The organism is Candidatus Polarisedimenticolia bacterium (assembly GCA_036004685.1).
In the GTDB taxonomy this organism is placed as follows: Bacteria; Acidobacteriota; Polarisedimenticolia; order Gp22-AA2; family AA152; genus DASYRE01.
Genome location: DASYRE010000048.1, coordinates 1 through 22,683 on the forward strand (window position 1 = coordinate 1; position 22,683 = coordinate 22,683).

19 protein-coding genes, 1 tRNA gene and 1 pseudogene are annotated in these 22,683 nt (G+C 66.9%); 13 read left to right on the forward strand and 8 right to left on the reverse strand.

The features are described 5' to 3' along the window. Positions 1-712 precede the first annotated feature (712 nt). Positions 713-1,894: a site-specific integrase gene (locus VGR67_12655; GenBank protein ID HEV8337261.1), complete on the forward strand. Its 1,182-nt coding sequence runs from the start codon at positions 713-715 to the stop codon at positions 1,892-1,894. 5 nt (positions 1,895-1,899) lie between these two features. On the opposite strand, the gene VGR67_12660 is transcribed toward VGR67_12655, so the two are convergent. Next, positions 1,900-1,986 (reverse strand) — tRNA-Leu (locus VGR67_12660). Between the two features lie 366 nt (positions 1,987-2,352). On the opposite strand from VGR67_12660, the gene rnr reads away from it, so the two are divergent. The 3 genes and pseudogenes from rnr (at position 2,353) to VGR67_12675 (ending at position 6,451) form a co-directional block, all read left to right on the forward strand. Beyond that, positions 2,353-4,551 carry a ribonuclease R gene (rnr, locus tag VGR67_12665; GenBank protein ID HEV8337262.1) on the forward strand — a complete coding sequence of 733 codons (2,199 nt, stop codon included), beginning with the start codon at positions 2,353-2,355 and terminating at the stop codon, positions 4,549-4,551. Continuing rightward, complete coding sequence (locus VGR67_12670) at positions 4,548-4,985, forward strand: archease (GenBank protein HEV8337263.1); 438 nt, start codon at positions 4,548-4,550, stop codon at positions 4,983-4,985. The genes rnr and VGR67_12670 overlap by 4 nt, the downstream gene beginning before the upstream one ends. An 11-nt stretch (positions 4,986-4,996) precedes the next feature. Beyond that, positions 4,997-6,451, forward strand: a pseudogene (locus tag VGR67_12675) (RtcB family protein). 34 nt (positions 6,452-6,485) lie between these two features. Here VGR67_12675 and rpsT read toward each other — a convergent pair. The 7 genes from rpsT to VGR67_12710 all read right to left on the reverse strand — a co-directional run bounded on the left by rpsT (position 6,486) and on the right by VGR67_12710 (position 11,830). Further along, on the reverse strand, positions 6,486-6,761 hold the full coding sequence (gene rpsT / locus VGR67_12680; protein ID HEV8337264.1) for a 30S ribosomal protein S20: 276 nt from the start codon (positions 6,759-6,761) through the stop codon (positions 6,486-6,488). A 30-nt stretch (positions 6,762-6,791) separates the two neighbouring features. Further along, positions 6,792-7,691, reverse strand: coding sequence for a tol-pal system protein YbgF (ybgF, locus tag VGR67_12685; GenBank protein HEV8337265.1), 900 nt, complete (start codon positions 7,689-7,691; stop codon positions 6,792-6,794). Next, the gene (pal, locus tag VGR67_12690) at positions 7,675-8,244 is read right to left on the reverse strand and encodes a peptidoglycan-associated lipoprotein Pal (GenBank protein HEV8337266.1); all 570 of its coding nucleotides are present in this window, start codon (positions 8,242-8,244) and stop codon (positions 7,675-7,677) included. The genes ybgF and pal overlap by 17 nt, the downstream gene beginning before the upstream one ends. A 162-nt stretch (positions 8,245-8,406) precedes the next feature. Next, positions 8,407-9,702 carry a Tol-Pal system beta propeller repeat protein TolB gene (tolB, locus tag VGR67_12695; protein ID HEV8337267.1) on the reverse strand — a complete coding sequence of 432 codons (1,296 nt, stop codon included), beginning with the start codon at positions 9,700-9,702 and terminating at the stop codon, positions 8,407-8,409. 28 nt (positions 9,703-9,730) lie between these two features. Continuing rightward, entirely contained in the window at positions 9,731-10,600 is an 870-nt protein-coding gene (locus tag VGR67_12700) for an energy transducer TonB (protein ID HEV8337268.1), read from the reverse strand. After that, positions 10,597-11,040: an ExbD/TolR family protein gene (locus VGR67_12705; GenBank protein HEV8337269.1), complete on the reverse strand. Its 444-nt coding sequence runs from the start codon at positions 11,038-11,040 to the stop codon at positions 10,597-10,599. The genes VGR67_12700 and VGR67_12705 overlap by 4 nt, the downstream gene beginning before the upstream one ends. A 1-nt stretch (position 11,041) precedes the next feature. After that, positions 11,042-11,830 (reverse strand): MotA/TolQ/ExbB proton channel family protein, encoded by a 789-nt coding sequence (locus tag VGR67_12710; GenBank protein HEV8337270.1) that lies wholly within the window; start codon positions 11,828-11,830, stop codon positions 11,042-11,044. Positions 11,831-12,068: 238 nt separating this feature from the next. Here VGR67_12710 and recN point away from each other — a divergent pair, with 238 nt between their 5' ends. Genes recN through lnt form a run of 9 tightly spaced genes read left to right on the forward strand, consistent with a single transcriptional unit; the run spans position 12,069 to position 22,682 of the window. Further along, positions 12,069-13,772, forward strand: a complete 1,704-nt coding sequence (gene recN, locus VGR67_12715; protein ID HEV8337271.1) for a DNA repair protein RecN — start codon at positions 12,069-12,071, stop codon at positions 13,770-13,772. 28 nt (positions 13,773-13,800) lie between these two features. Continuing rightward, positions 13,801-14,337: a pantetheine-phosphate adenylyltransferase gene (gene coaD, locus VGR67_12720; protein HEV8337272.1), complete on the forward strand. Its 537-nt coding sequence runs from the start codon at positions 13,801-13,803 to the stop codon at positions 14,335-14,337. Beyond that, positions 14,334-15,533, forward strand: a complete 1,200-nt coding sequence (locus VGR67_12725; protein HEV8337273.1) for a pyridoxal phosphate-dependent aminotransferase — start codon at positions 14,334-14,336, stop codon at positions 15,531-15,533. The genes coaD and VGR67_12725 overlap by 4 nt, the downstream gene beginning before the upstream one ends. Next, positions 15,530-16,882, forward strand: a complete 1,353-nt coding sequence (locus VGR67_12730; protein HEV8337274.1) for a nodulation protein NfeD — start codon at positions 15,530-15,532, stop codon at positions 16,880-16,882. The genes VGR67_12725 and VGR67_12730 overlap by 4 nt, the downstream gene beginning before the upstream one ends. A gap of 23 nt (positions 16,883-16,905) precedes the next feature. Further along, positions 16,906-17,661 carry a slipin family protein gene (locus tag VGR67_12735; protein ID HEV8337275.1) on the forward strand — a complete coding sequence of 252 codons (756 nt, stop codon included), beginning with the start codon at positions 16,906-16,908 and terminating at the stop codon, positions 17,659-17,661. Then, positions 17,661-18,698, forward strand: coding sequence for a GGDEF domain-containing protein (locus VGR67_12740; protein HEV8337276.1), 1,038 nt, complete (start codon positions 17,661-17,663; stop codon positions 18,696-18,698). The genes VGR67_12735 and VGR67_12740 overlap by 1 nt, the downstream gene beginning before the upstream one ends. Before the next feature lie 33 nt (positions 18,699-18,731). Then, positions 18,732-19,394, forward strand: coding sequence for an SPOR domain-containing protein (locus tag VGR67_12745; GenBank protein ID HEV8337277.1), 663 nt, complete (start codon positions 18,732-18,734; stop codon positions 19,392-19,394). A 10-nt stretch (positions 19,395-19,404) separates the two neighbouring features. Further along, positions 19,405-21,108 (forward strand): ATPase, T2SS/T4P/T4SS family, encoded by a 1,704-nt coding sequence (locus VGR67_12750; GenBank protein ID HEV8337278.1) that lies wholly within the window; start codon positions 19,405-19,407, stop codon positions 21,106-21,108. Continuing rightward, positions 21,108-22,682, forward strand: a complete 1,575-nt coding sequence (lnt, locus tag VGR67_12755; protein HEV8337279.1) for an apolipoprotein N-acyltransferase — start codon at positions 21,108-21,110, stop codon at positions 22,680-22,682. The genes VGR67_12750 and lnt overlap by 1 nt, the downstream gene beginning before the upstream one ends. Position 22,683: the final 1 nt, after the last annotated feature.

Genomic DNA, 22,683 nt, shown 5'->3' on the forward strand with positions numbered 1-22,683 from the left:
GATTGCCCGCGATTTCGATGAGCTTGTGAAGGACTTCAGCGGATTGGTCGCGGATTACGAGTCGCACCTTCAGGCTCAGGCGTTGAAACAAAGCTCCTTGCAACCTCTCGAGGGCTTCCAGCGATACTTGGCACGCAGAGACAGGCTTCGGAGACGCTTTTAGAGTCGCTATGGCGCGTAACCTCTGCGTGCAGCGGACGCGCGTGTGCTCAGAATGTCCTCCTGAATCTCCGGTGCTAGCAGTAGCAGATTGGCCATCTGCGTCGTCCTCGCCCTCGTGATACCGATCAACCGCGCCGCCTCCGCCCAGTCCTTCAGTTCCCCAGAACGAATCAGCCCGTCGATACGGTTGGCAAGGGCAGGCGGCTCATCATAGCCGACCTCGCACCTATTTGCTCCGCTTGACAATTGAGACTGGTAATACTACAATGCAATCTATGGCTTACCTGAGGATATTGCATAAGAGTGGCACTACGTACTACTACATTATCCGCAGCGAACGGAGAGGCAACAAGGTGCGGAGTCGGATCCTCGAGTACCTGGGCCGCGAACCGGACCCGAAGCGGCTCAAAAGGGCCATGGAGTACTGGGGCGTGAAGGAAAAGGTTCGAAAAGGGTGATGGGAAGGAAGCAGATGAAGTATCGGAGCGCGAAAAGCGGTTGGGACTTGAGGTGAGCCGGCAGATTGCCGGAGAAAAGGATGGTATGAAGCATGGCACTTTATCGGCCCGCATGGCGAACACCTGACGGAAAGCAGAGGAAGTCACCGTTCTGGCATTATGACTTCATCTACAACGGTCAGAGACATAAGGGGAGCACAGAGGAGAAGAACAAGCCGAAGGCAAGGGAAGTAGAGAGTCAGAAGCGGCAGGAGGCGAGATCAGGCGGTCTGGAACGGCAAGTCAAGCCCATCGGGTTCTCAGACTTCGCTGACAAGTACCTTGAGCTCCACGGCAACGCGAAGAGGTCTGCAGCCTTTTTCGATTTCACGCTGAGAATCCTAAAGCGTCATTTCGAGCCACGCCCGCTTACCGGGATCACACCCTTGGATTGTGCTGACTTCATGGCGAAACGCCGGACGGCGGTGAAGCCCTCGACCGCGAACGCGAGCCTGACTGTGCTCAAGCACATGTTCCGGATGGCAGAAGAATGGGGCTATCTGGCCGAAGGCGCGAACCCTGCCCGGAAACTGAAGCGGGAAAAGGTCCGGAACTCCCGGGACCGGTACGCCTCGCGCGTCGAGGCGGAAGCTCTCCTGACAAAGTGTTCGGAATGGCTCCGCCCGGTAGTGCTTGCGGCCCTACACACCGGTGGACGTCGGGGCGAGATTCTGGGGCTCTCCTGGAACGCCGTAGACTTCACGACCGGCACGCTCCGATTCCCAGACACCAAGAACGGGGACGCAAGAAAGATCCCAATGAGTTCCGTCCTGGCGGCAGTCCTTCGGTCCATGCCAAACCGGCTCAAGGGAGGACCAGTTTTTCTGTGCGGAGCCCATCCAGTTACCCAGAAAATGGTGCGCACCGCGTTCGAGGCAGCATGCAGGAAGGCGGGACTCTCTGACCCCTGCGAAACATGCGGGGGCTCGGGGAAGCTCAAGGCGGAGACTCGGGAGAAGAACTGCGGCCGATGTAACGGGGCTGGACAGGTTCCGAACTTCCGGTTCCATGACCTCCGGCACACTTGGGCTACTCACCTGGCGATGGACGGGCTACCGCTGCGAACCTTGCAGGAATTGGGGGGATGGCGCCGGCCGGAGATGGTTCAGAGATATGCTGCAGTGAGTCCTGCCAGCAAGGAACAGGCGGCCCAGGCCCTCGATCGAATCTTCCCAGTACCCCCACAAGATCCCCACCAGAAGCAGGGTCAGCAGGAGTCCGGCTCTACGGTGTAAGTTATTGGTGCCGAAGCGGGGACTCGAACCCCGAAGCCCTTGCGGGCACTAGACCCTGAATCTAGCGTGTTTGCCAATTTCACCACTTCGGCCTATCGGTCGCCGGGGCCAGTCAACCTCGGCTTGGCAAAGAGTGGCGAGCTTTTTACCCTAAACGGGCGGCGCGTGCAAGTCAGGCGCCTCCCGACTCAGAGGCGGGCCCGCTGCTCGCACGCTGACCTCCGAGACCAAGCCACGGAGCTGGGTGGCGTTCCTCATCGGATCGAATCGTTTCCCAAGGTGATGCTCAGACGAGATTCTGCATGAAAGGCGCGGGAGCTTCTCACTCGGCCTATCGAACGGCCTCTTGAAGTAGACTTAAAAGAAGAAGATTATCGAGTTGGAGTCGGAGTTCGAACGAGCGAGAACCTTTCAAAGGCATTCCCGAGGATGGCCGCGAGTCGAATCCGGAGTCCTTCTTGTCCAAAACGCGCCGGGTGAATCAGGCCGAGGATGTGCCGCCGAGCCGGCAGGAGTTGCTGGAGGCGATGGGGAAGCCCGATTTCCCGCCGGCCAGCCTGCGCGACATCGCCCGGAGGCTGAAAATCGGCAAGCAGCATCACATGGCGTTCAAGCGCCTCGTCCGGGATCTGATTTCCGAAGGGCGCCTCGAAAAAGTCGGAAAGACGCGCTACGCCGTCTCGCGTCAGGAGGAGACGGTGGAAGGGCGCGTCCAGCGCCATCCCGACGGCTTCGCCTTCGTCGTCCCCGATTCGGGGAAAGGGGATCTCTACATCCATCCGCGCAACCTCGACTCCATCTTCCACGGCGATCGCGTCAAGGCGCGCATCCTTAGAAGGCACGGTGCCGGCCGGGATGAAGGGATCATCGTGCAGGTCGTGGAGCCGGCCCGGCGCCGCGTCATGGGAGTCCTCCGGCGGGGCGCGCACGGCGACAGCGTCGAGGCCTACGATCGCGGCTATCCCGCCGGCATCCTCATCGGACCGGGCGAGCGGGGAGGCGCGCGCGACGGGCAGGTGGTCGGGGTGCAGCTGACCGATCCCCCCTCCTCCCGCCATCCCGCGCAGGGGCGCGTCGTCGAGGTCCTGGGATTTCCGGACGAGCCGGGCATGGACATCCGGACGGTCGTTCGAAAATACGACCTGCGTGAGGATTTTCCCCCGGAGGCCCTCGCCGAGGCGGAAAGCTTTCCCGAGCAGCTCTCCGAAGACGATCTGAGCCGGCGCGAGGACTTCCGCTCCCTGCCCATCGTCACGATCGACGGCGAGACGGCGATGGACTTCGACGATGCCGTCCGGGCCGAGCGCCTCGCCGGAGGGGGATACCGCCTCGAGGTCCACATCGCCGACGTCGCCCATTACGTGCGCCAGGGATCGGCTCTGGATCGGGAAGCGGCCCTGCGGGGGACCAGCGTCTATTTCCCGGGCTCGGCCATCCCGATGCTGCCGCCGCGGCTCTCCAGCGGCCTGTGCTCCCTGAATCCGGGCGTCGACCGCCTCACCTTCTCGGTGCTTCTCGACTTCGATCCGGGCGGCCAGGTCGTCGCGAGCCGCTTCGCGGAAGGGGTCATCCGAAGCGTCGAGCGCATGACCTACACCAGCGTCGCGAAGATCCTGGAGGAGGACGACCCGATCATCGCCCGGAGGTACCGGCCGCTCCTCGAGACCTTCCGCGTCATGCAGGAGCTCGCCGCGGTGCTGAACGCCCGGCGGAGGCGGCGCGGGACGATCGACTTCGACCTCCCCGAGCCGGAGATCCTCCTCGACGTCCAGGGTCAGACCCAGGGGATCGTGCCGCTGCGGCGCAACGTGGCGCACCGCCTGATCGAGGAATTCATGCTGGCGGCCAACGAAGCGGTCGCGGGCCATCTCTTCCGGCTCCGCGTTCCATCGCTCTACCGGGTCCATGAGAGGCCGGATCCCCTCAAGATCGCGCGACTCAACGAGCTGCTCTCGGCGTTCGGCCTGGCGCTGCCGGAGCCGTACGAGGCGCTGCGGCCGTCGCACTTCCAGGAGGTCCTCGAGCGTCTGGAGGGAAAGCCCGAGTTCCGCTTCCTCTCCCGATCGATGCTCCGGGCGATGAAGCTGGCGCGCTATGCCGCCGAGAACGGCATCCACTTCGGGCTCGGCACCTCCACCTACAGCCACTTCACCTCCCCGATTCGGCGTTACCCCGACCTGGTGGTTCACCGGATCCTGCGGGAGGTCCTGGGCCGCGGGCGCCCCGCGGAGGATCGGCTGGCGCGGCTGCGCGCCGAGCTGCCCGGCGTCGCGCTCCATTCCTCGCGGACCGAGAGGACGGCCGACGAGGCGGAATCGGAGGTCGTGGACCGGAAGAAGCTGGCTTACATGGCCGAGCGGCTGGGAGAAGTCTTCGACGGCTTCATCTCCTCCATCACCCCCTTCGGGTTCTTCGTCGAGATCTCGAACCTCTTCGTCGAAGGGCTGGTCCACGTCTCGTCGCTGCCGGAGGATCGCTACCACTTCGTGGAGCGCAAGCAGATCCTCAAAGGAGAGGGGACGGGCCGCACTTTCAAGATCGGAGCGCCCTTCAGGGTGCGGCTGGATCGCGTCGACGAGCCCCAGCGCCGGATCGACTTCTCGCCGGCGGAAGGAGGAGACCCGGCGCGCCGGGGCGGACGGAAGAGACGGCGATGAAGGCGAGGCGCTCGCCGCCGGCCGCCTACGAGATGCTGGACCACACGGCCGATCTGGGGATCGAGGTCCAGGGGGAGAGCCTCTCGGATCTGTTCGCGGCGGCCGGAGCGGCGCTGGCGGATTTGATGTTCGACCCCGCGAAGGTCCGCGAGAGAGGGGCCAGGACGATCCGCCTGGAGGCGCGCTCGAAGGAGGAGCTGATGGTGCGTTGGCTGAACGAGCTCCTCTATGTGCGCGAAGTGGAAGAGTTCCTCTGGCGCAGCCTGGAGGTCGAGGCGGCCGGAGAGACGCGCCTGGAAGCCGAGCTCCTCGGCGAGCCGCACGACCCGGAGGCCCACGTCTTCCGGGAAGGGTTGAAGGCGGCCACGTACCATCAGCTGCGCGTGGCGCGGGACGGTCCGCAGTGGTCGGCCCGCATCATCATCGACGTCTAAGGAGCCATGCCATGGAAGATCCGCAAGCTCTCCCCCTCCGCCGCCTCGACGAATGCCGCGTCCAGGTCGGCCCCGTCCCCGGGATGCGCGTCCCGGGAATCGTCTACGCCGACGAGGCCTTGATGGCGGACATGGTCGACGCCATGAGCCTCCAGCAGGTGGCCAACGTCGCCCACCTTCCCGGAATCGTCCAGGCGTCGCTGGCGATGCCGGACATCCATTGGGGTTACGGCTTTCCGATCGGCGGCGTGGCGGCGTTCGATCCCGACGACGGCGTCGTCTCCCCCGGCGGCGTCGGCTACGACATCAATTGAGGGGTCCGCCTGCTGCGCTCAGGTCTGAGCCGCGAATCCCTCAAGCCGAAAATCAAGGACCTCGTGCTCGAGCTCTTCCGGCGGATCCCGGCGGGAGTCGGCTCCCACCGGCACGATCTCCGCTTGGGCGAGAAGGACCTCCGGCAGGTCCTGGCCCGCGGGGCCGAATGGGCGGCCGGGCGGGGCCTCGGCTCGGCCGCCGATCTGGATCGGATCGAGGAGGGCGGGTGCCTGCCGGGCGCCCGGCCGGAGCTTTTGTCGGAGCGGGCGCTGGAGAGAGGGCGCGGGCAGCTCGGCACGCTGGGCTCGGGCAACCATTTCGTCGAAATCGGCTACGTCGCCGACGTCTACGACGAGGCGGCGGCGCGCATCCTGGGGCTCGAAGCCGATTCGGTCACGGTCATCATTCACACCGGCTCACGGGGATTGGGCTATCAGGTCTGCGATGATTTCATCTCTCTGATGATCCAGGCCTCCGCCAAGTACGGCATCGAGCTTCCCGACCGCCAGCTCTGCTGCGCCCCTCTGAAGTCGCCGGAAGGGGAGCGCTACCTCGCCGCCATGGCGGCCGCCGCGAACTTCGCGTTCGCGAACCGCCAGGTCGTCAGCGCGACGATTCGCGACGTGTTCCAGGAGGTCCTCCAGAAGAGCCCGAGGGAGACGGGACTCTCCGTCGTCTACGACGTCTGCCACAACATCGCGAAGCTCGAGGACCACGAGGTCGGGGGGCGGAAGCGGCGGCTCTGCGTCCACCGGAAGGGCGCGACCCGCGCCTTTCCTCCGGGCCATCCGGAGACCCCCGCCGCCTACCGATCGATCGGCCAGCCGGTCCTCATCCCCGGGGACATGGGCCGCTACTCCTACGTGCTGGTGGGGACCTCGAGGGCGTTCGAGGAGACTTTCGGATCGACCTGCCACGGCGCGGGCCGGATGATGAGCCGCTCCGCCGCCCGCAAAGCGGCGCGCGGCCGGCCCCTCGTCCGCGAGATGGAGGATCGGGGGATCGTGGTCCGCTCGGAGGGGAGGATGACGCTGATGGAGGAGATTCCCGAAGCCTACAAGGACGTCGCGCGGGTGGTCGACGTCTGCCGGCGGGCCGGCATCTCGAAACCGGTGGCGCGCCTGGTGCCGATGGGGGTCATCAAAGGCTAGCGTCGCGCCGGTCGGCCGCCGGATGACGCGGGCGTCAGGCGGGCGATTCGCCGAGACCGCGCACCGAGCGCGTCAGGCGGGACTTGTACCGGGCGGCGGTGTTCTTGTGCAGGACGCCTTTGCGAATCGAACGGTCGATCGCGGAGATCGTCTTGAGCAGCTCTTTCGAGGCCGCCGCGGCGTCCTTCGCTTTGAGCGTGGCTCGCAACTTCTTGATCTGGCTCCGCAGCGCGCTCGAGCGCGCCTTGTTGATGTTCCGGCGGCGCTCGTTCTTGCGGATGTTCTTCGCGGCGCTCTTCGTGTTGGCCAACTTACCTTCTCCTCTTGGATCGGTCGCGCTTCAGGGTTTGACGCCGAGCTTCTCGAGCCGATCCCTTGCCAGGGCCGCCTCTTCGCTCTTGGGATAGGACTGGACGAGGTGCTGCAGCTGGACTACGCCTTCCGGGGTGCGGTTCATCTCGAGCATGCTGAGCGCTTTCTTCAGATAAGCCGCCGGCACGCGGTCTCCCTTGGGATATTTCTGAATGACCCGGTCGTACTCCGTGATGGCCGCGTCGAAATCGCCCTGCGAGAAATAGGATTCGGCGATCCAGAACTGCGCGTTGTCGGAAAGCTCGCTGTTCGGGTAGCGCCGCAGGAAATCCTGGAACCCGGCGATGGCCAGCGGATAATTTCCCTTGGTGAAGTCGGCGTAGGCGGCGCCGAACGTGTCCTCGACCGTCCCCGCCGGCTTGGCGTCCTCCAGGCCGGTCGCCGAGCCTTCCCGCACCGGCGACGGCGCTTCCAAGTCCCCGTCGGGAGGCTGCGACGGGGCGATGCGCGGCGGCTGCGCCCGCAGCGCGAGCTCCCGCGCCGCCTGCAGATCGACGGAAAAGACGTTCATCCGCTCCTGCGCGTCATCGAGGCGCTGGCGCAGCGCCGCGAGCTGGCCTTCCAAGGAGTTGATCCTGGAATCGACGTCCGCCAGGTCGGCCGAGGCCGCTCCGGGCGCCGACCGCTTCTCCTCGAGCGCCTTGACCTCGGCCGCCAGCTGCTGGTTGCTTTTCTGAAGCTGGGCGAACTCGGCCCGCAGCGCGTCCAGATCCTGGCGCAGCTTCGGAGCTCCGGTGGCCATGCAGGCCGCCGCCGAGAGCGCCAGGATCCCCGCCAGGACGATGGGCAGCCGGAGCGCCGCCGCGCCGCCGGGCGGGCGGGCGTCGCGCCGTCGCCCGGCCGGGAAATCGCTAGCGGATGACGACAAAATCGTCCCGCCGGTTCTTCAGCCAGGCCTCTTCATTGTGGCCGGGATCGACCGGATGCTCCTCGCCGTAGCTGATCGTCTCGATGCGAGACCCGTCGATGCCGGCCTTGACCAGATAGCTCTTGGCGGCGGTGGCCCGGCGCTCGCCCAGCGCCAGGTTGTATTCGACCGTGCCGCGATCGTCGCAGTTCCCTTCGATCCGGACGCGGTACTTCGAGTTGGTCTTGAGCCACTGGGCGTTCTTGCGGAGCTGCTCGAGCGCTTCCGAGCTGAGATCCGACTTGTTGAATTCGAAATAGATCGTGCCGAGGACTTTCTGCGCGTTCAGTTTCCTGAGGGCCTCGTCCTGCTCGTCGAGGGAGGAGGGAGTCTCCGCCGTCTCCTGGAACCCGCTCTCGCTCGGAACGTCCGTGGCGGGGGCGGGCTTCTCGCCGACGCCCGGCGCCGTGGTCTGCGCGGGTTCCGGCGGCGGCTTCTTCGGGCAGCCGACCACGAGCACCATGAGGGGGAGGATCAGCAGGCTGACGAGCAGTCTGGATATCCGATTCGGCATCATTTCCCTCCACCAGAACCCATTAGTCAGATGAGCATTCCAGAAGAACCGGGACTCCTCCGGAAAGCCGCTACGGGACCTGCCGACGAATCCGAGCACTTCGAAGGGGCGGAATTATAGCACAGGGAAATCCTCGGACCTGCACCGCCCGCCCGGCGCGCTTCAGCGGGACCAATCCGGGTTGAAGCTGTTCCCGCCCCGCGTGATCCGGCGCTGGTTCTGGCCGTCGGAATCCATCTCGTAGATGTCGTAATTGCCGGCGCGATCCGACGAGAAGACGAGATGCCGGCCGTCGGGGGACCAGCGGGGATCTTCGTTGTTCCCGGGGCCGGAAGTGAGGCGGGTGCTCTTCTGGCTCGCCAGATCTCGGACGAAGATGTCGAAGTGCCCCTCGACCCGGGAGGCGTAGGCGATCCTGTCTCCCTTCGACGACCATGACGGCAGATCGTTCCAGTTCCCCTCGTAGGTCAGGCGCCGGACGTTCGTACCCTCGGCATCCATCAGATAGAGTTGCGGGGAGCCGCTGCGATCCGACACGAACACGATCTCCCGTCCGTTGGGCGACCAGCAGGGGGAGGTGTCCAAGGCGGGGTTGTTCGTCAGGCGGACGAGGCTGCCGCTGGAGACGGTGAGGATGAATATCTCGGCGTTGCCGTTCCGGCTTCCCGAGAAGGCGAGCCGCGTTCCGTCCGGCGACCAGTCGGGAGCCAGGTTCAGCTCCCCTTGTTGCGGGAAAGCCTTGCGCAGATCCCCCTTCGCGGAAAGGATGACGAGTTCGGGCCTGCCCGAGCGGTAGGAGAGAAAGGCGATCTGATTCCCGTCGGGGGACCAGGCGGGATTCAGATTCAAGCTGCCGTTGCCGGTGAGCTTCTTGATCCGATCCCCGTCATAGTCCATGACGAAGATCTCCTTCCCCTTTCCGACCTGCGAGACGAAGACGATCCGGGTATGGAAGACTCCCACCTGCCCCGTGTACTGCTTGACGATCTCGTCGGCGAGACGGTGGGCGATGTTGCTGGCCTGCTCCATATCGCCGCGGAACCGCCGGCCCATCATGAGCTGCTCCTGGCGGTTGTCGTAGAGGCGCCCGTCGACGACGAGCTTGGCGCCCTCGGAGGAGACCTTGCCGAGGACGAGAGACTCCGCGCCGACTCCGAGCCAGTCCTTGTGCATGACGCGCTTTTCCGAATACCCCGAGACGTAGGAAAGGGACTTCTTGTTCACCAGCTCGAAGTAGCCGGAGAATTCGAGATCATCCCAGAGCGTGTCCGAGACGAGCCGCGCCGCCTTTTCCAGCGGCGGCGAGGCATCGGCCCGAAAAGACGGCACGGCGATGGGAATCTTGCGGGCCGCCGATTCGGAGATCTTAATGGTCACATCGTTTTTTTGCGGAACCGCCGGGCCCGACGACGTAAGAAAAACGAAAAGCACGATGGCGCCGATCTGAAATCGTTTCAACCGAAATTCCTCCGCTGAGTGCCGCGCTTCAATCGGGCGTCACTTCGAATACGAAAACCAACCCCAAGTCGTCCTTAGTCCACTGGAACGGGAGCGGGGGCAGGGGATTGGAGGCCTGGACCGCCCGGAGCGCGGTTCGGTCCACGGCAGCATCGCCGCTGGGTTCCACGATTTCGATGTCGGCGAGGGTGCCATCTTTCAGGACGCGGAAATGGATCTTGGTGGCGAGCGTTCGATCCAGGTCGGGTCTCACCGGGCGGGCCCAATTCCGCCTCAGGATCGCGGTCATGTTCGACAGATACCAGCCGTACTGGAAGCTCGGGTCGTCCAGCATTCCCGTGCCCCCCGCCCCCCCCGGCCCCGTCGCGCCGGGAATCCCGGGGCCGCCGCCGGCGGATGCCGAGCCGCCGGTGGGAGCGGTTCCCGCCGACTTCTCATCCCCCGTTCCCTCCCGGGCCGAGCCGGTGGACTTGGCCGGCTTGGCGAGCTCGGGCGCCGTGGCCCGCGGGGTGGGCGCGGGCTTTTCCTTCTTTTCGACTTTCTCGATCTTTGGCTTGGGTGGCTCCTTCTTGGGGGCCGGCTTCGGCTTGGGAAGAGCGGCTTGCGGCTTTTCGGGGATCTTCACGGCCGGCTCCGGCCGCGCGGGGGCCCGGGCGGGGGCCGCGGCCGGGGCGCTGGACCGGGGCCCTTCCGCTGGCGGGCCCGGATCGCCCGCCGGCAGGGACACCAGGTCGACCGTGTAGACCTCGGGGAACTTGATCTTCGGCTGGAAGAACCGCGGGGCGAAAAGGATCGCCGCGAACGTCGCGGCGTGCAGGACCACCGAGAATCCACTCATCGTGATCCAGTGGCCGAGCTCGCTCCGGGGAGCGCGGACCGTCACGCGGATGGCGCTCATTTCCGGCTCCGCGGCGGCGCGGTGCCCTCGGTGACCATGCCGACCTTCTCGATGCCGGCCTTCTTGATCACGTCCATCACCGTCATGACGCGCCCGTAGGGAACCTCACGGTCCGCCCGCAGGAAGACGAAGTCGACTCCGCTCGCCTTGGAGAGCTTCTCGAGGCGCTCGCCGATCAAGTTGAGGTTGACCACCTGGTCGTTCAGGTAGATGCGCTGGTCCCGCGCGACCGTGACGACCAGGCGCTGCTCCTGCGTGTCGGTGGACGATTCGACGCGGGGGAGGCGCACGTCGACCCCGCGCTGCATCATCGGCGCGGTCACCATGAAGATGATCAGCAGGACCAGGATGACGTCGACCAGGGGGGTGACGTTGATTTCGGAAAGCGCCCCAGCGCGGCGCCGCCGGCCTCCCGAGGGGGCGCCGGAAGAAAAAGCCACGCTAGAGCCTCCTCTTGCCCGTTTCGACCGCGCCGGGGGAGGCCGCCCCTTCGAGATGCTGCTCCGCGATGGCGGTGAACCGCATGGTGAAGTCCTCCATGGCCGCGTCGATCTTCCTCAGGCGTCCCAAGAAGTAGTTGTAGCCGATCACCGCGGGAATGGCCGCGGCGAGGCCGGCGGCCGTGGTGATCAGCGCCTCGGAGATGCCGGGAGCGACCGCGCCCAGACTGGCGGAGCCCTGGATGCCGATCTTCTGGAACGCGTTCATGATTCCCCAGACGGTGCCGAAGAGGCCGACGAACGGGGTGACGCTTCCGGTCGTCGCCAGCACGGGCAGCATGGCTTCGAACCGCTCGTTCTCGGCGAGGGCGGCACGATCGAGCACGCGCCGGATCCTCTCCAGCTTCCGCGTCGTCTGAAACTCGCTGATCGGCGGGGGAGATCCGGCGTAACGGCGGTCCTCGGAGCCCAGGACCTGGGCGGTCAGCTCGCGGAACCCCGTCTTGAAAAGGGAAACCAGCGGGCTCGCCTGGTAGCGATCGCATCGATCCCGCAGATCGGCGAGACGGGAAGCCTCCATGGCCTCCAGGAACGACCGGCTCTGGGCCAGAGCCTTTCGATAGACGCGATAGCGCTCGATCATCACCGCCCAGGACAGGAAGGAGAAGCCGAGCAGGACGACGAGGACCGCCTTGGCGACCAGGCCCGAAGCCGCAATCATGTGGAGCATGTCGCCCTGGAAGCCTTGGAGGACGACCGACGCGGGCAACGCGAGGCTCGATGCGATCAAGGGTTCCCTCCGTGAAGGCGCAGGGCGAAGAATGAAGTCTTGCGGGGCGGGCGCCGACCGGGAGGAGCCCGCGCGAGGAATTTCTCGTCGACCTCCGAAAAAGTACCATAGGGGGATCCCCAAGTCAAACTCCGTGTATCTTAACGGGATAGAGGCGGCAAGGCCCTTGACTTTCGCGCCGGCCGGGTGCTACCATTCGCCCGCGATAGCCGATCCCTCCCCTGCCGCCGCGTGATGGATGATCAGATACCTCAGGATTCGTAACCTGGCCATCATCCGCGAAATCTCATTCGAAATCTCTCCGGGCTTCACGGTCATCACCGGCGAGACCGGAGCGGGCAAATCGATTCTCGTCGACTCGCTCGCCCTGCTGATGGGGGAGCGCTGCGGCGCCGATCGCATCCGCGCCGGCGAAGAATCGGCCTCGGCGGAGGCCGTGTTCGACGTTTCCCGGCAGGAAGCGCTCCGCCCCTTCCTGGAGGAGCGCGGCTGGGAGCCGGAGGAGGGGGAGATGATCCTGCGCCGCGAGATTCAATCAGGGGGCAAGAGCCGCTCCTTCGTCGGCTCGCGCCTGGCATCGCTCGCCGATCTGAAGAGTCTCGGCGAGCGCCTCGTCGACCTTCACGGTCAGCACGATCACCAGACGCTGCTCCGGACGGCGGAGCAGCTGCCGCTGCTGGACCGCTTCTGCGATCATGGCGCCGCGCTCGGGGAGATTCGGGCGCCGTGGGAGGAGATCCGACGCCTGCGGGCGCGACTCGAGACCCTCCGGCAGGATCGGCTGGAGCTCGCCCGGCGCGTGGAGATGCTGAGGTTCCAGGCGGAGGAGATCGATCGGGCGGCGGTCGTGCCCGGCGAGATCGAAAGGCTCAAGCGCGAGAGAGGGCTCGTCCGGAACCAGGAAAAGATCCGGCAGCTGGCGCTGACGGCGCTCGACCGGCTCTACGAGGGGGAAGGCGCCGCCCTGCCAGGCCTGGACGGGGCGCTTTCCTCGGCGCGGGAGCTGGCCCGGCTCGATCCGGAGATGGCGGGCGCGCTGGGGCGGGCCGAGGAGGCCCGCCCGGCGCTTGCGGAGCTCGCCCAGGCCCTGCGGGAGGCGGGGCGGGAGCGCGAGTCGGATCCCTCACGGCTGGAAGCGATTGAATCCCGCCTCGCATCGCTCGAGTCCCTCGCCCGCAAGTACGGATCGGACGAAGCCGCGATTCTCGAATTCGGAAAACGCGCCAAGGATGAGCTCGAGGAGCTGCTCTCCCCGGAAGGCTCGGAGGAGGGACTCGAAAGGAAGCTGGCGGAGGCCGCGGCCGATTTCGCGGCCCGCGCCGCCGCCCTCTCGAGCGGCCGGCGGCGCGGCGGGCGCCTCCTGGAAAAGGAGGTGAAGCGCCAGCTTTCCGAGCTGGGGATGGAGGGGACGGAGTTTCGGGTCGACTCGGAGATCACCCCCGATCCCGGCAGCCCGGTGCTGCGGGACGGCGAAGCCGTGAGATTCGATTCCGCCGGCTACGACCGCGTCGATTTCCGGATCAGCACCAACCCCGGCGAGCCGCCGCGGCCGCTGGCGCGCGTCGCCTCGGGCGGGGAGCTCTCGAGGATCATGCTCGCCGTGCATCTGGTGCTGCGCGGCGCCGCGGACGAGACGGTGCGGGTCTTCGACGAGGTGGATGCCGGAATCGGGGGACGCGTCGCCGAGGCGGTGGGGCGCAAGCTCCGGAAGCTGTCGCAGGGCGGGCAGGTCCTGTGCGTCACTCATCTTCCGCAGATTGCCTCCATGGCCGATCATCACCTCGTGGTCAGCAAGAAGGTGATTCAGGGCCGGACCGAGGTGCGTGTGGACGAGCTGGACCGGAAAGGGTCGGTGCGCGAGGTGGCCAGGATGCTCGGGGGGGAGCGCATATCGGATCTGACCCTTCGGCACGCGGAGGAGATGGTCGCCCGCGGCCGATGAAGGCGCGATTCCGGAAGGAGAGAAGGCGTTGAAGATCCTGGCGGTCTATCCCGGCTCCTTCGATCCGCTCACCAACGGCCACCTCGACATCATCATGAGGGGGAGCCGTCTTTTCCACGAGATCGTCGTGGCCATCCTGCGGAACCCGGAGAAGAAAGCGATGTTCAGCCTTCAGGAGCGGCAGCGCGTCCTGTCGCACGCCACCGCCGGCCTCGCCAACGTCAAGGTCGACAGCTTCCAGGGTCTCCTGGTTGATTACGCGCGCCGCCGGGGCGCCCGCGTCATCGTCCGGGGCCTGCGCGCCCTCTCCGATTTCGAATACGAGTATCAGATGGCGCTCATGAACCGGCGGCTCGACTCGGAAATCGAGACGGTCTTCATGATGCCGAACGAAGCCTATTCCTACCTCTCCTCCCGTCTCGTGAAGGAGGTGGTGGGGCTCGGAGGAAGCGTCTCGGGGCTCGTGCCCCCCGACGTCGAGCGCCGGCTGGGGTTAAGATTCGGCAACGGCCCCAGGACCTCCGGGAAGCGGGCGCGGCGGCCGCGGCGGGGAGGAAGACGATGAAGCTGTCCCGGCGGGTGCTCGAGCTGACTTCTTCCGCCACGTTGCAGGCGAAGGCCGATGCGGAGAAGGTGCGCCGCGAGGGAATCGACGTGGTCGACTTCGGGCCGGGCGAGCCCGACTTCCACACGCCCGAGATCATCAAGGAGGCGGCCAAGCGCGCGCTGGACGAGGACTTCACCCACTACACCGAAACCGCCGGGATCGCCGGCCTGCGGGAGGCGCTGGCGGGGCGCTACCGGCGCGACTACGGGACCGACTACCGCGCCGAAGAGGTCTTCGTGGGGTGCGGCGCGAAGAACGTCCTGTATCTGATCGCCCAGGCGGCCTTCAACCCGGGGGACCGCGTCGCCATGTTCGCGCCTCACTGGGTCTCCTTCCCGGACCAGGTCCGTCTCGCCGGGGCCGAGCCGGTGGTCCTCTCCACGCGGGAAGAGGACGACTTCATTCCCCGGTGCGCGGCGCTGGAGGCGGAGTTGAGGAAGGCCCCGATCCGGGCGCTGATTCTGAATTCTCCCTGCAATCCCACCGGGGCGGCGCTTCCCGCCGACGAGCTGGCCCGGTTCGCGGCGCTGGCGGCGCGGCACGACTTCCTCCTGATCTCGGATGAAACGTATGAATTCTTCTATTATGGGGCCGGCCGGTTCGGCTCCTTCGCCGCCCTGGCGTCCGAGGTGCGCGGCCAGCTCGTCCTGGTGAGCTCCTTCTCGAAGAGCTACGCGATGACAGGATGGCGCGTGGGCTACGCGCTCGGCCCGCAGCCGCTGATTGCCGCGATCACCAAAATCCAGTCCCACGACGCGACCCACACCGCCTCTTTCTCCATGAAGGGCGCCCTGGCGGCGCTCGACGCGCCCCGGTCGATTCTCGATTCGATGCGGGAGGAGTATCGGCGCCGGCGGGATCTCATGGTGCGGGGGCTGCGGGAAGTGGAGGGGATTGCCTGCCGGGAGCCGGCGGGGGCGTTCTACGTCTTCCCGAACGTCACCGGATTGATGTCGCGATTCGGATGCCGCGATTCCTCCCGGCTCGCCCGCGGACTGCTGCTGGGCCCCGGGATCGCGACCGTCGCCGGCTCGGCGTTCGGGTGCGACGGTCATCTGAGACTCTCCTACGCCACGTCGCCCGAGCGGATCCGCGAAGGGCTCAGGCGCCTGCGGGAGTGCCGGGAACTGCCGGCGGCGGCGACATCGGAATGAGAGCGACGCGCCGGACATCGCGCCGAGGGCCGGGAAGCGCGCGGCGCTTCGTCCTGGCATGCGCGGTCCTGGGGCTCGCCGCCCTCGGCTTCGCCGCCGCGGCACCGCGCCCCGGCCGGAACCTGGTTCTTTCGCTCGACATCTCCGACGCCATCCAGCCGATCACCGCCCAGTACGTCGTCGAGTCGCTGCGCCAGGGGGAGCGGCAGTCTTGCAGCCTCGTGATCCTGAACCTCGAGACTCCCGGTGGTTACCTCTCCAGCACCGAAGTCATCGTCAAGGCGATCACCTCCTCGAAAGTTCCAGTGGCCGTCTTCGTCTCGGGGAGCCAGGCCGCCTCGGCGGGCTTCTTCATCACGATCGCCTCCGACGTGGCGGCGATGGCGCCCGGGACCCGCTTCGGCGCCTCCCACCCCGTGACCGCCCTCGGCTCCGGCAAGGACAAGGGAAAGGAGGCCGACACGCTGAGCCAGAAGGCCGAGAACGACGCAGCGGCCTGGGTTCGCTCGCTGGCGGAGAACCGCGGACGGAACGTGTCGGCCGCAGAAGACGCCGTGAGGCTCAGCCGCTCCTTCACCGAGAAGGAGGCGCTGAAGAGCGGCCTGATCGATCTGGTGGTTCCCGACGAGGAGGCGCTCCTTCGGGCCCTTGACGGCCGGATCGTGCGCCGGTTCGACGGACGCCGCGAGACGCTCCGTCTCGAGGGCGCGAAGGTCAAGCGTCTCTCGATGTCCGGCAGGGAGAAGTTCCTCTCCTGGATCGCCAATCCCGCCATCCTGTTTTTCCTGCTCGCCCTGGGGGCCGTGGGCCTCTACGTCGAGTTCACCCATCCCGGAATGATCTTCCCCGGCGTCGTGGGGGCGGTGGCGCTCCTGTGTTTCGCCTACGCGACTTCAATCATCCCGATCAATTACGCGGGCCTTCTCCTTATCGTCCTCGGCATCGTCCTGTTCCTCCTCGAGATCAAGGTGACGAGCTACGGGATGCTCACGATCGGCGGGGCCGCCTGTCTCCTCCTCGGGGGGCTCATGCTCTTCCGGACCCGCGGCGCGGAGGGGATCGACCTGCCGCTGTGGACGGTCGGGTCCCTCAGCCTCTCGGCGGCCGTGATCATCGCGTTCCTGACCCATCGGGTGATCTGGGCCCACGGGCAGAAGGTGACCACCGGGGAGGAGGGGCTGGTGGGGGAGGAAGGGGAGGCCCTCACCGACCTCGATCCGGAAGGACGCGTGTTCGTCCACGGAGAATACTGGAGCGCGCGCAGTCGGTCGCCGATCCGCAAAGGATCCCGGGTGAAGGTCTTGGGCGTTCAGGGTATGATGCTCGACGTCGAGGAGCGTCGGGGCTGATCGCCGGCACAATAGGAGGAAGCATGGGGGGGCCGGGTTCGTTTCCGTTTCTCGTGGTGTTCGTGATCATCGCCCTTTACGTGGCGAGCTCCATCAAGATACTCAACGAATACGAGCGGGCCGTGGTGTTCCGGCTGGGGAGGCTCCATCCCACGCCGAAGGGGCCGGGGATCATCCTGGTCTTCACCTTCATCGACAAGATGATGCGCGTCTCGCTCCGGACGATCGTCCACGACGTTCCGCCGCAGGACGTGATCACCCGGGACAACGTCTCGGTCAAGGTGAACGCCGTCATCTACTACCGCGTGATCGATCCGCGGCGAGCGGTCGTGGAGGTGGAGCAATACCACTACGCCACCTCGCAGCTCGCCCAGACCACCTTGCGATCGGTGCTCGGCCAGGTCGAGCTGGACGACCTCCTCAGCCAGCGCGAAAAGCTGAACCACGAGCTGCAGACGATCCTCGACAAGCACACCGATCCCTGGGGCGTCAAGGTCTCCATGGTGGAGGTGAAGCACGTCGATCTTCCCACCGAGATGCAGCGCGCCATCGCCAAGCAGGCGGAGGCCGAGCGCGAGAAGCGCGCCAAGGTGATCCACGCCGACGGCGAGCTGGCGGCTTCCAGAGCCTTGGCGGAGGCGGCTCAGATCATCTCCGAGAATCCGACGACGCTCCAGCTCCGGTATCTGCAGACGCTCACCGAGATCGCCACGGAAAAGAACTCCACCATCGTCTTCCCGATTCCGATCGACACGCTGACCGCCCTGATGAAGCGTTGATGGACGACGCGCGCGCCGGCGAGGACAAGCGGGACCTGGAGCTCCGGCTGCTCAAGGCGGCGCTGGAGGTGAGCCGTTTCGTCGAGCCCGTGCAGACCGCCGGGGCCATCGTCACCGGCGCCATGTCGCTGGTGGGCGGCTCGGGGGGCTTCATCTACATAAGGACGCCGGAGGGAGGGGACTACCGGCTCCTGGGGTGCCACGCCGGGACCGACGACCCGCGCCGCAAGGGGCTTCTCCGCCTGCCGCTCGAAGTGGCGATGGCCGAGGCGGGGTACGCGAACGCCGATCTCGAGACGGGCCCCTGTCCCGAGGCGTTCAGCGGGTTCGATTTCGGGGAGATGATCTCGGCCTACGGAGAGGTCGCCGATTGCCGCTGCCGGCTTCTGGTGGGATGCGCCGACCGGCGCGATCCGGCCGCCCTGCGCCGGGCCTCCCACGAGGTCGCCCTGCTCCTGGGGGAGTGTCTTCCGGCCCTGGCGAACTCGCTGCGGATGGAGCGCGTGCGCGAGCTGGTGATCAAGGACGATCAGACCGACAGCTTCAACCGGCGGTACCTCGACGCCTTCCTGGTGGAAGAGGTGGAGCGCGCCCGCCGTTACGGAACGGCGCTTTCCATCATCTTCCTCGACCTCGACAATCTGAAGGAAGTCAACAGTCTCCACGGCCACGCCGCCGGCAGCCGGGCGCTCCGTCTGCTCTCGCGGCGCGTCATCGAGGCGATCCGGGGAAGCGACAAGCTGTTCCGCTACGGGGGAGACGAGTTCTGCGTCGTCCTCCCCGAGACCGACGCCGTGGGCGCGCTGGAGCTGGCCGAGCGGCTGCGGCAGACGATCGCCTCGCGCCCGTTCGAGGTGGAGGTCCGGACCGAGCTTCCCCTGACCGCGAGCTTCGGCGTCGCCTGCTTTCCGCTGCACGCCGAGTCGGCCGCCGCCCTGCTCGACGTGGCGGATCAGGCCATGGCCCGCGTCAAGATCACCGGCAAGAACTCCATCGGCGTGGGGCGCGATCGGCGCAAGGAGTCGGGAATCGGATAGGTTTTTTCTTCAACCATCGGGAGAAGAAGGACCATGCAGGATCACGAGGAGCGGGACGAGAAGCCGGATCGTGACGACAAGCAGGTGGAGTTCCAGTTGGGAGGGCGGCACCTGACCCTGGCGGTCCTGGGGCTGGCCGTTTTCGGAGCGGTTCTCTTTCTGTTGGGCCGGTGGAGCGAGCGCGTGGGCCGCCCAGCGCCGGCCGAGGCCGGCGGCGGAATCGAGGCTCCCCTCGAACCGGCCGAAGGCGAGCCGGCTCCGCGGGAGCTGACCTTCTACGAAACCCTCGGGAAGAAGGCGAGCCCCGGCTTCCAGGAGGGCGCGCGTCCCGCCGCCGGGGGGGAGCAGCCGGCGGTCCTCCCGGAATCCACCCCCGCCGCGCCGCCCGTCGCGAAGAGCTCCCGGCCGTCGCCGAAACCCGCGGAAGCGGCCCCGCCGGCGCCCGCCGGCGCGAACGAGCGCTTCCGGATCCAGGTCGCCTCGACGCGCGACGCGGCCGCCGCCCGGCAGCTGGTGGATCGGCTTCGCAAGAAGGGCTTCGCGGCGAGCCTGGAATCGGTCCAAGGAGCGGACGGCAAGACCCAGTACAAGGTGCGCATCGGCAACTACTCGGAGCGCGAGCCCGCGGAGGCGATGGCGAGCCGGATCCGGACCGAGGAGAAGGTCGGAGCCTGGATCGTCAGGGTCCAGGGCTGAGGCGCCGTCGTTGGTCGATCGGCGGATGATCGGAGAGCTCCTGGTCGAGGCGGGACTCGTGCGCCGGAGCGATCTCGAAGCCGCGCTGGAAGAGCAGCGGCTGCGCGGCGGCCGGATCTGCTACCACCTGATGCGTCTCGGAAAGGTCACGCCGGGAGCGCTCTTCCTGTTCCTTCAGGAGAACTTCGGGATCATCGCCCCCGATCTCCTGGAGATCCTGCGCAACTCGCCGGAGACCGGCCTCCTGCCGGGGCGCCTGGCCCACTTCTACCAGATGGTGCCGCTCCGCCGCGACGGCGGCGTGCTGCTTCTGGCGATGGCCCACGTGGACAATGCGAACCTCATTCCGGCCGTGGAGGAGCTGACCGGGCTCAAGGTCGAGCCGGTGATCTGTCCGCCCGGCCTCATCCGCGAGAGCCTGGCCCGCTTCTTTGAGTCCGAGGACGAACCTGGAGTCGTGCGCAGCGCGCTGGAGGACAGCGTCCTGGTGCTTTCCGATCCGGCGGACGAGATCGCCCCGGCGCCGCCCGAAACGCTGACGGAGAGCGCCTCGGGAGTGGTGTGGCTCCGGGCCTTGATCGGAGAGGCGATCCGCCGGCGAGCCCGTGAAATCCTCCTCGAGCCGCTCGAGGAGGAGTCGCGCCTCACCTTCCGCCAGCCGGAAGGCGAGGATTCGACGCGGGCCGTCTCGCGCCAGGTCCACCTGGTGCTCGCCATGGCCCTGGAAGATCTCTCCAAGATGTCGGCGCGGGGCAGGATCGTGCCCCGCGAAGGCCGTTTTCGCGTGCGGCATGGAGATCGGCACGTGGCGGTCCTGCTCACCTGGCTGCCCGGCATCCACGGAGATGCCTACCATCTGCGCATGGTCGAGGAGCGCTTGCGCAAGCAGGGTCTCGAAGAGATGCTGGAGGACTATCCGGAGGCGCGCAATGCGCTCGACCGGGCTCTGGCGGAGCGGCGCGGCCTCCTCCTCGTGGCGGCGCCCGAAGGTCATTTCCGCGAGCGCGTCGTCTCGGCCTTGGTCCAATGGATTCGCTGGCAGGCGGGAAGGACGATCTTCCTGGGCGGCCCGGACGGCTCCTCGTTTCCGGGAATCGAAGTCCGGGATCCGGGCGGGCCCGGGGCGGCGCCGCTCGTCGAGACGATCGCCTCCGCGGCGCGCGAAGGTCCCGATTTTCTCGCCGTGCTGCGAATCCAGTCGATCGAGGAAGCCGCGGCCCTGATGGACGCCGCCCGGAGCCGGATGGCGGTGGCGGGCGTGGGAGGACAGGACGCGCTCGACGTCTTCCAATGGCTTCTGCGGGGGGGACTCCTCCCGCAGATCCGCTCGGGCGGGCTTTGCGGCATCCTCGGCATGCGCATGGCCGAGCGGATCTGCGAGCATTGCCGCAGGCGTTACGACCTGCTCGAGGAATTTCCGAACTTGGTCGCGAGTCCGGCCGACGGCGGGTTCTATTTCGCCAACACCGGCTGCCGGGCCTGCCGCGGCGCCGGAGTCCTCGATCTGGAGGCGGCCTTCGAGTTCTTCCCGATGAGCGCCGCGCTCGCCGAGAGGGTCGAGGCGTCGAGTGCTCCGGAGGCGATGCGGAGGGAATGGGCCAGATCGGGGATGAAGAGTCTGTACAGATCCCTGCTGGCGCGCGCCGCGGCGGGCGAGATCGACGTTCGGGAACCGCTGAGGCTACTGATGGTCGAGGGCCGAGGCGCCGCCTGATGAGGCGGTTGTCCTGCATCCTGCTGGCCGCCGCCTCGGGAATCGTCTTCGGCCTCGCCTATCCGAAAACCGGTCTCTGGCCCCTGGCTTTCGTCGGACTCCTGCCGTTGCTCGCGGCCATGTCCCGGCCCGCGCCGCTGCCGGCCTGGGCGGCCGGGCTCGCCTGGGGCTCCGGGTTCTTCGGGTTCCTGCTTCGCTGGCTCTACGGATTCTTTCGACAATACGGACAGCTCGATCCATGGCTGAGCGTCGCGACGCTGGCGCTGCTCGTCTCCTATCTGGCTCTCTTTCCGGCGCTCTTCGCCACGCTCGGAGCTCTCCTTCTGAGGCGCCAAGGGAACTCGGCCCTGGCTCTCCTTCCGGCGCTCTGGGTGGCGCTCGAGTGGGTTCGAGGCCACGCCCTGAGCGGCTTTCCCTGGGGACTCGCGGGCTACGCCCTCGTGCCCGCTCTGCCGCTCGTTCAGATCAGCGCGCTGACGGGAGTGTACGGCCTCTCCTTCCTGGTGGTGCTGGTCAACGCGTCGATCGCCGCGTGGCTCGGACCCGCGCCGAAGCACGACGGCGCCGGCCGGCTCGCCGCCGCGACCCTGCTGATCCTGGCGGGGGTAGGGGCGTTCGGGGCGCGCGCCATGAGACTTCCGGCGGACAGCGGTCCTGAAGTGAGGGTCGGCCTGATTCAGGCCAACATCCCGCAGGATCAGAAATGGAGCTCCGGGCAGGCCGAGACGATTCTGGAGAAGCACGAGCGGCTCACCGAGGCAGCGGCCGCGCAAGGCGCCCGAATCATCCTATGGCCGGAGTCCTCCTCGCCGTTTCCTCTTTCCCGGCCGGTTTCCGAGCAGTCCGGGGTGAAGGCGGACGAGGGATACCGCCGGCGCCTCGAGTCGCTGGCGCGCCGGACCGGCGCATCGATCCTCTTCGGAACCGTCGACTACCGCGTGATCGGGGGCGAGACGAGGGCCCTGAACGCGGCGGCGCTGGTGCGGCCGGACGCGACCTGGAGCGAGACTTACGCGAAGATGCACCTCGTCCCTTTCGGGGAATACGTTCCGCTGGCGCCCGTCCTGTCCTTCGTCAACCGGCTCGCGCAGGGGGCCATCGGCGAGTTCGCGCCCGGCTCGAAGCCGGTGGTGACGCCCGCCGGCGCCCTTTCCATCGGCACCCTCATCTGCTACGAGATGATCTTTCCGGAGCTGGTTCGCCGGTTCCCGCGGCGCGGCGCGGATCTCCTGGCCAATCTCACCAACGACGCCTGGTTCGGGAAATCCTCCGGGCCCCCTCAACACCTCCAGATGAGCATCCTGCGGGCCGTGGAAAACCGGCGCTATCTCATCCGCGCCGCCAATACGGGGATCAGCGCCATCGTCGATCCCCGCGGCAAGGTGATCGCCCGCAGCCGCCTCCAGGAAACGCGGGTGATTCTCGGCGCCGTCCGCGCCGTCCGCGGCCAGACTCTCTACACCCGGGTCGGGGATCTCTTTGCGTACCTGTGTGTTATACTCGCGAGCGCCGCGCTGGTCGCGGCTTTCGCGGCAGGACGGCGGGCCCGCAAGGAGGGAAGGCTTGGCGATTGAC

Excerpts from the sequence above, each read along its gene's own strand:
- VGR67_12655 (HEV8337261.1), top strand. The coding sequence starts at position 713 with ATGGCACTTTATCGGCCCGCATGGCGAACACCTGACGGAAAGCAGAGG.
- VGR67_12670 (HEV8337263.1), top strand. The coding sequence starts at position 4,548 with ATGAAGGCGAGGCGCTCGCCGCCGGCCGCCTACGAGATGCTGGACCAC.
- pal (HEV8337266.1), bottom strand. The coding sequence starts at position 8,244 with ATGCCGAATCGGATATCCAGACTGCTCGTCAGCCTGCTGATCCTCCCC.
- VGR67_12700 (HEV8337268.1), bottom strand. The coding sequence starts at position 10,600 with ATGAGCGCCATCCGCGTGACGGTCCGCGCTCCCCGGAGCGAGCTCGGC.
- recN (HEV8337271.1), top strand. The coding sequence starts at position 12,069 with ATGATCAGATACCTCAGGATTCGTAACCTGGCCATCATCCGCGAAATC.
- VGR67_12725 (HEV8337273.1), top strand. The coding sequence starts at position 14,334 with ATGAAGCTGTCCCGGCGGGTGCTCGAGCTGACTTCTTCCGCCACGTTG.
- VGR67_12730 (HEV8337274.1), top strand. The coding sequence starts at position 15,530 with ATGAGAGCGACGCGCCGGACATCGCGCCGAGGGCCGGGAAGCGCGCGG.
- VGR67_12735 (HEV8337275.1), top strand. The coding sequence starts at position 16,906 with ATGGGGGGGCCGGGTTCGTTTCCGTTTCTCGTGGTGTTCGTGATCATC.
- VGR67_12740 (HEV8337276.1), top strand. The coding sequence starts at position 17,661 with ATGGACGACGCGCGCGCCGGCGAGGACAAGCGGGACCTGGAGCTCCGG.
- VGR67_12745 (HEV8337277.1), top strand. The coding sequence starts at position 18,732 with ATGCAGGATCACGAGGAGCGGGACGAGAAGCCGGATCGTGACGACAAG.
- lnt (HEV8337279.1), top strand. The coding sequence starts at position 21,108 with ATGAGGCGGTTGTCCTGCATCCTGCTGGCCGCCGCCTCGGGAATCGTC.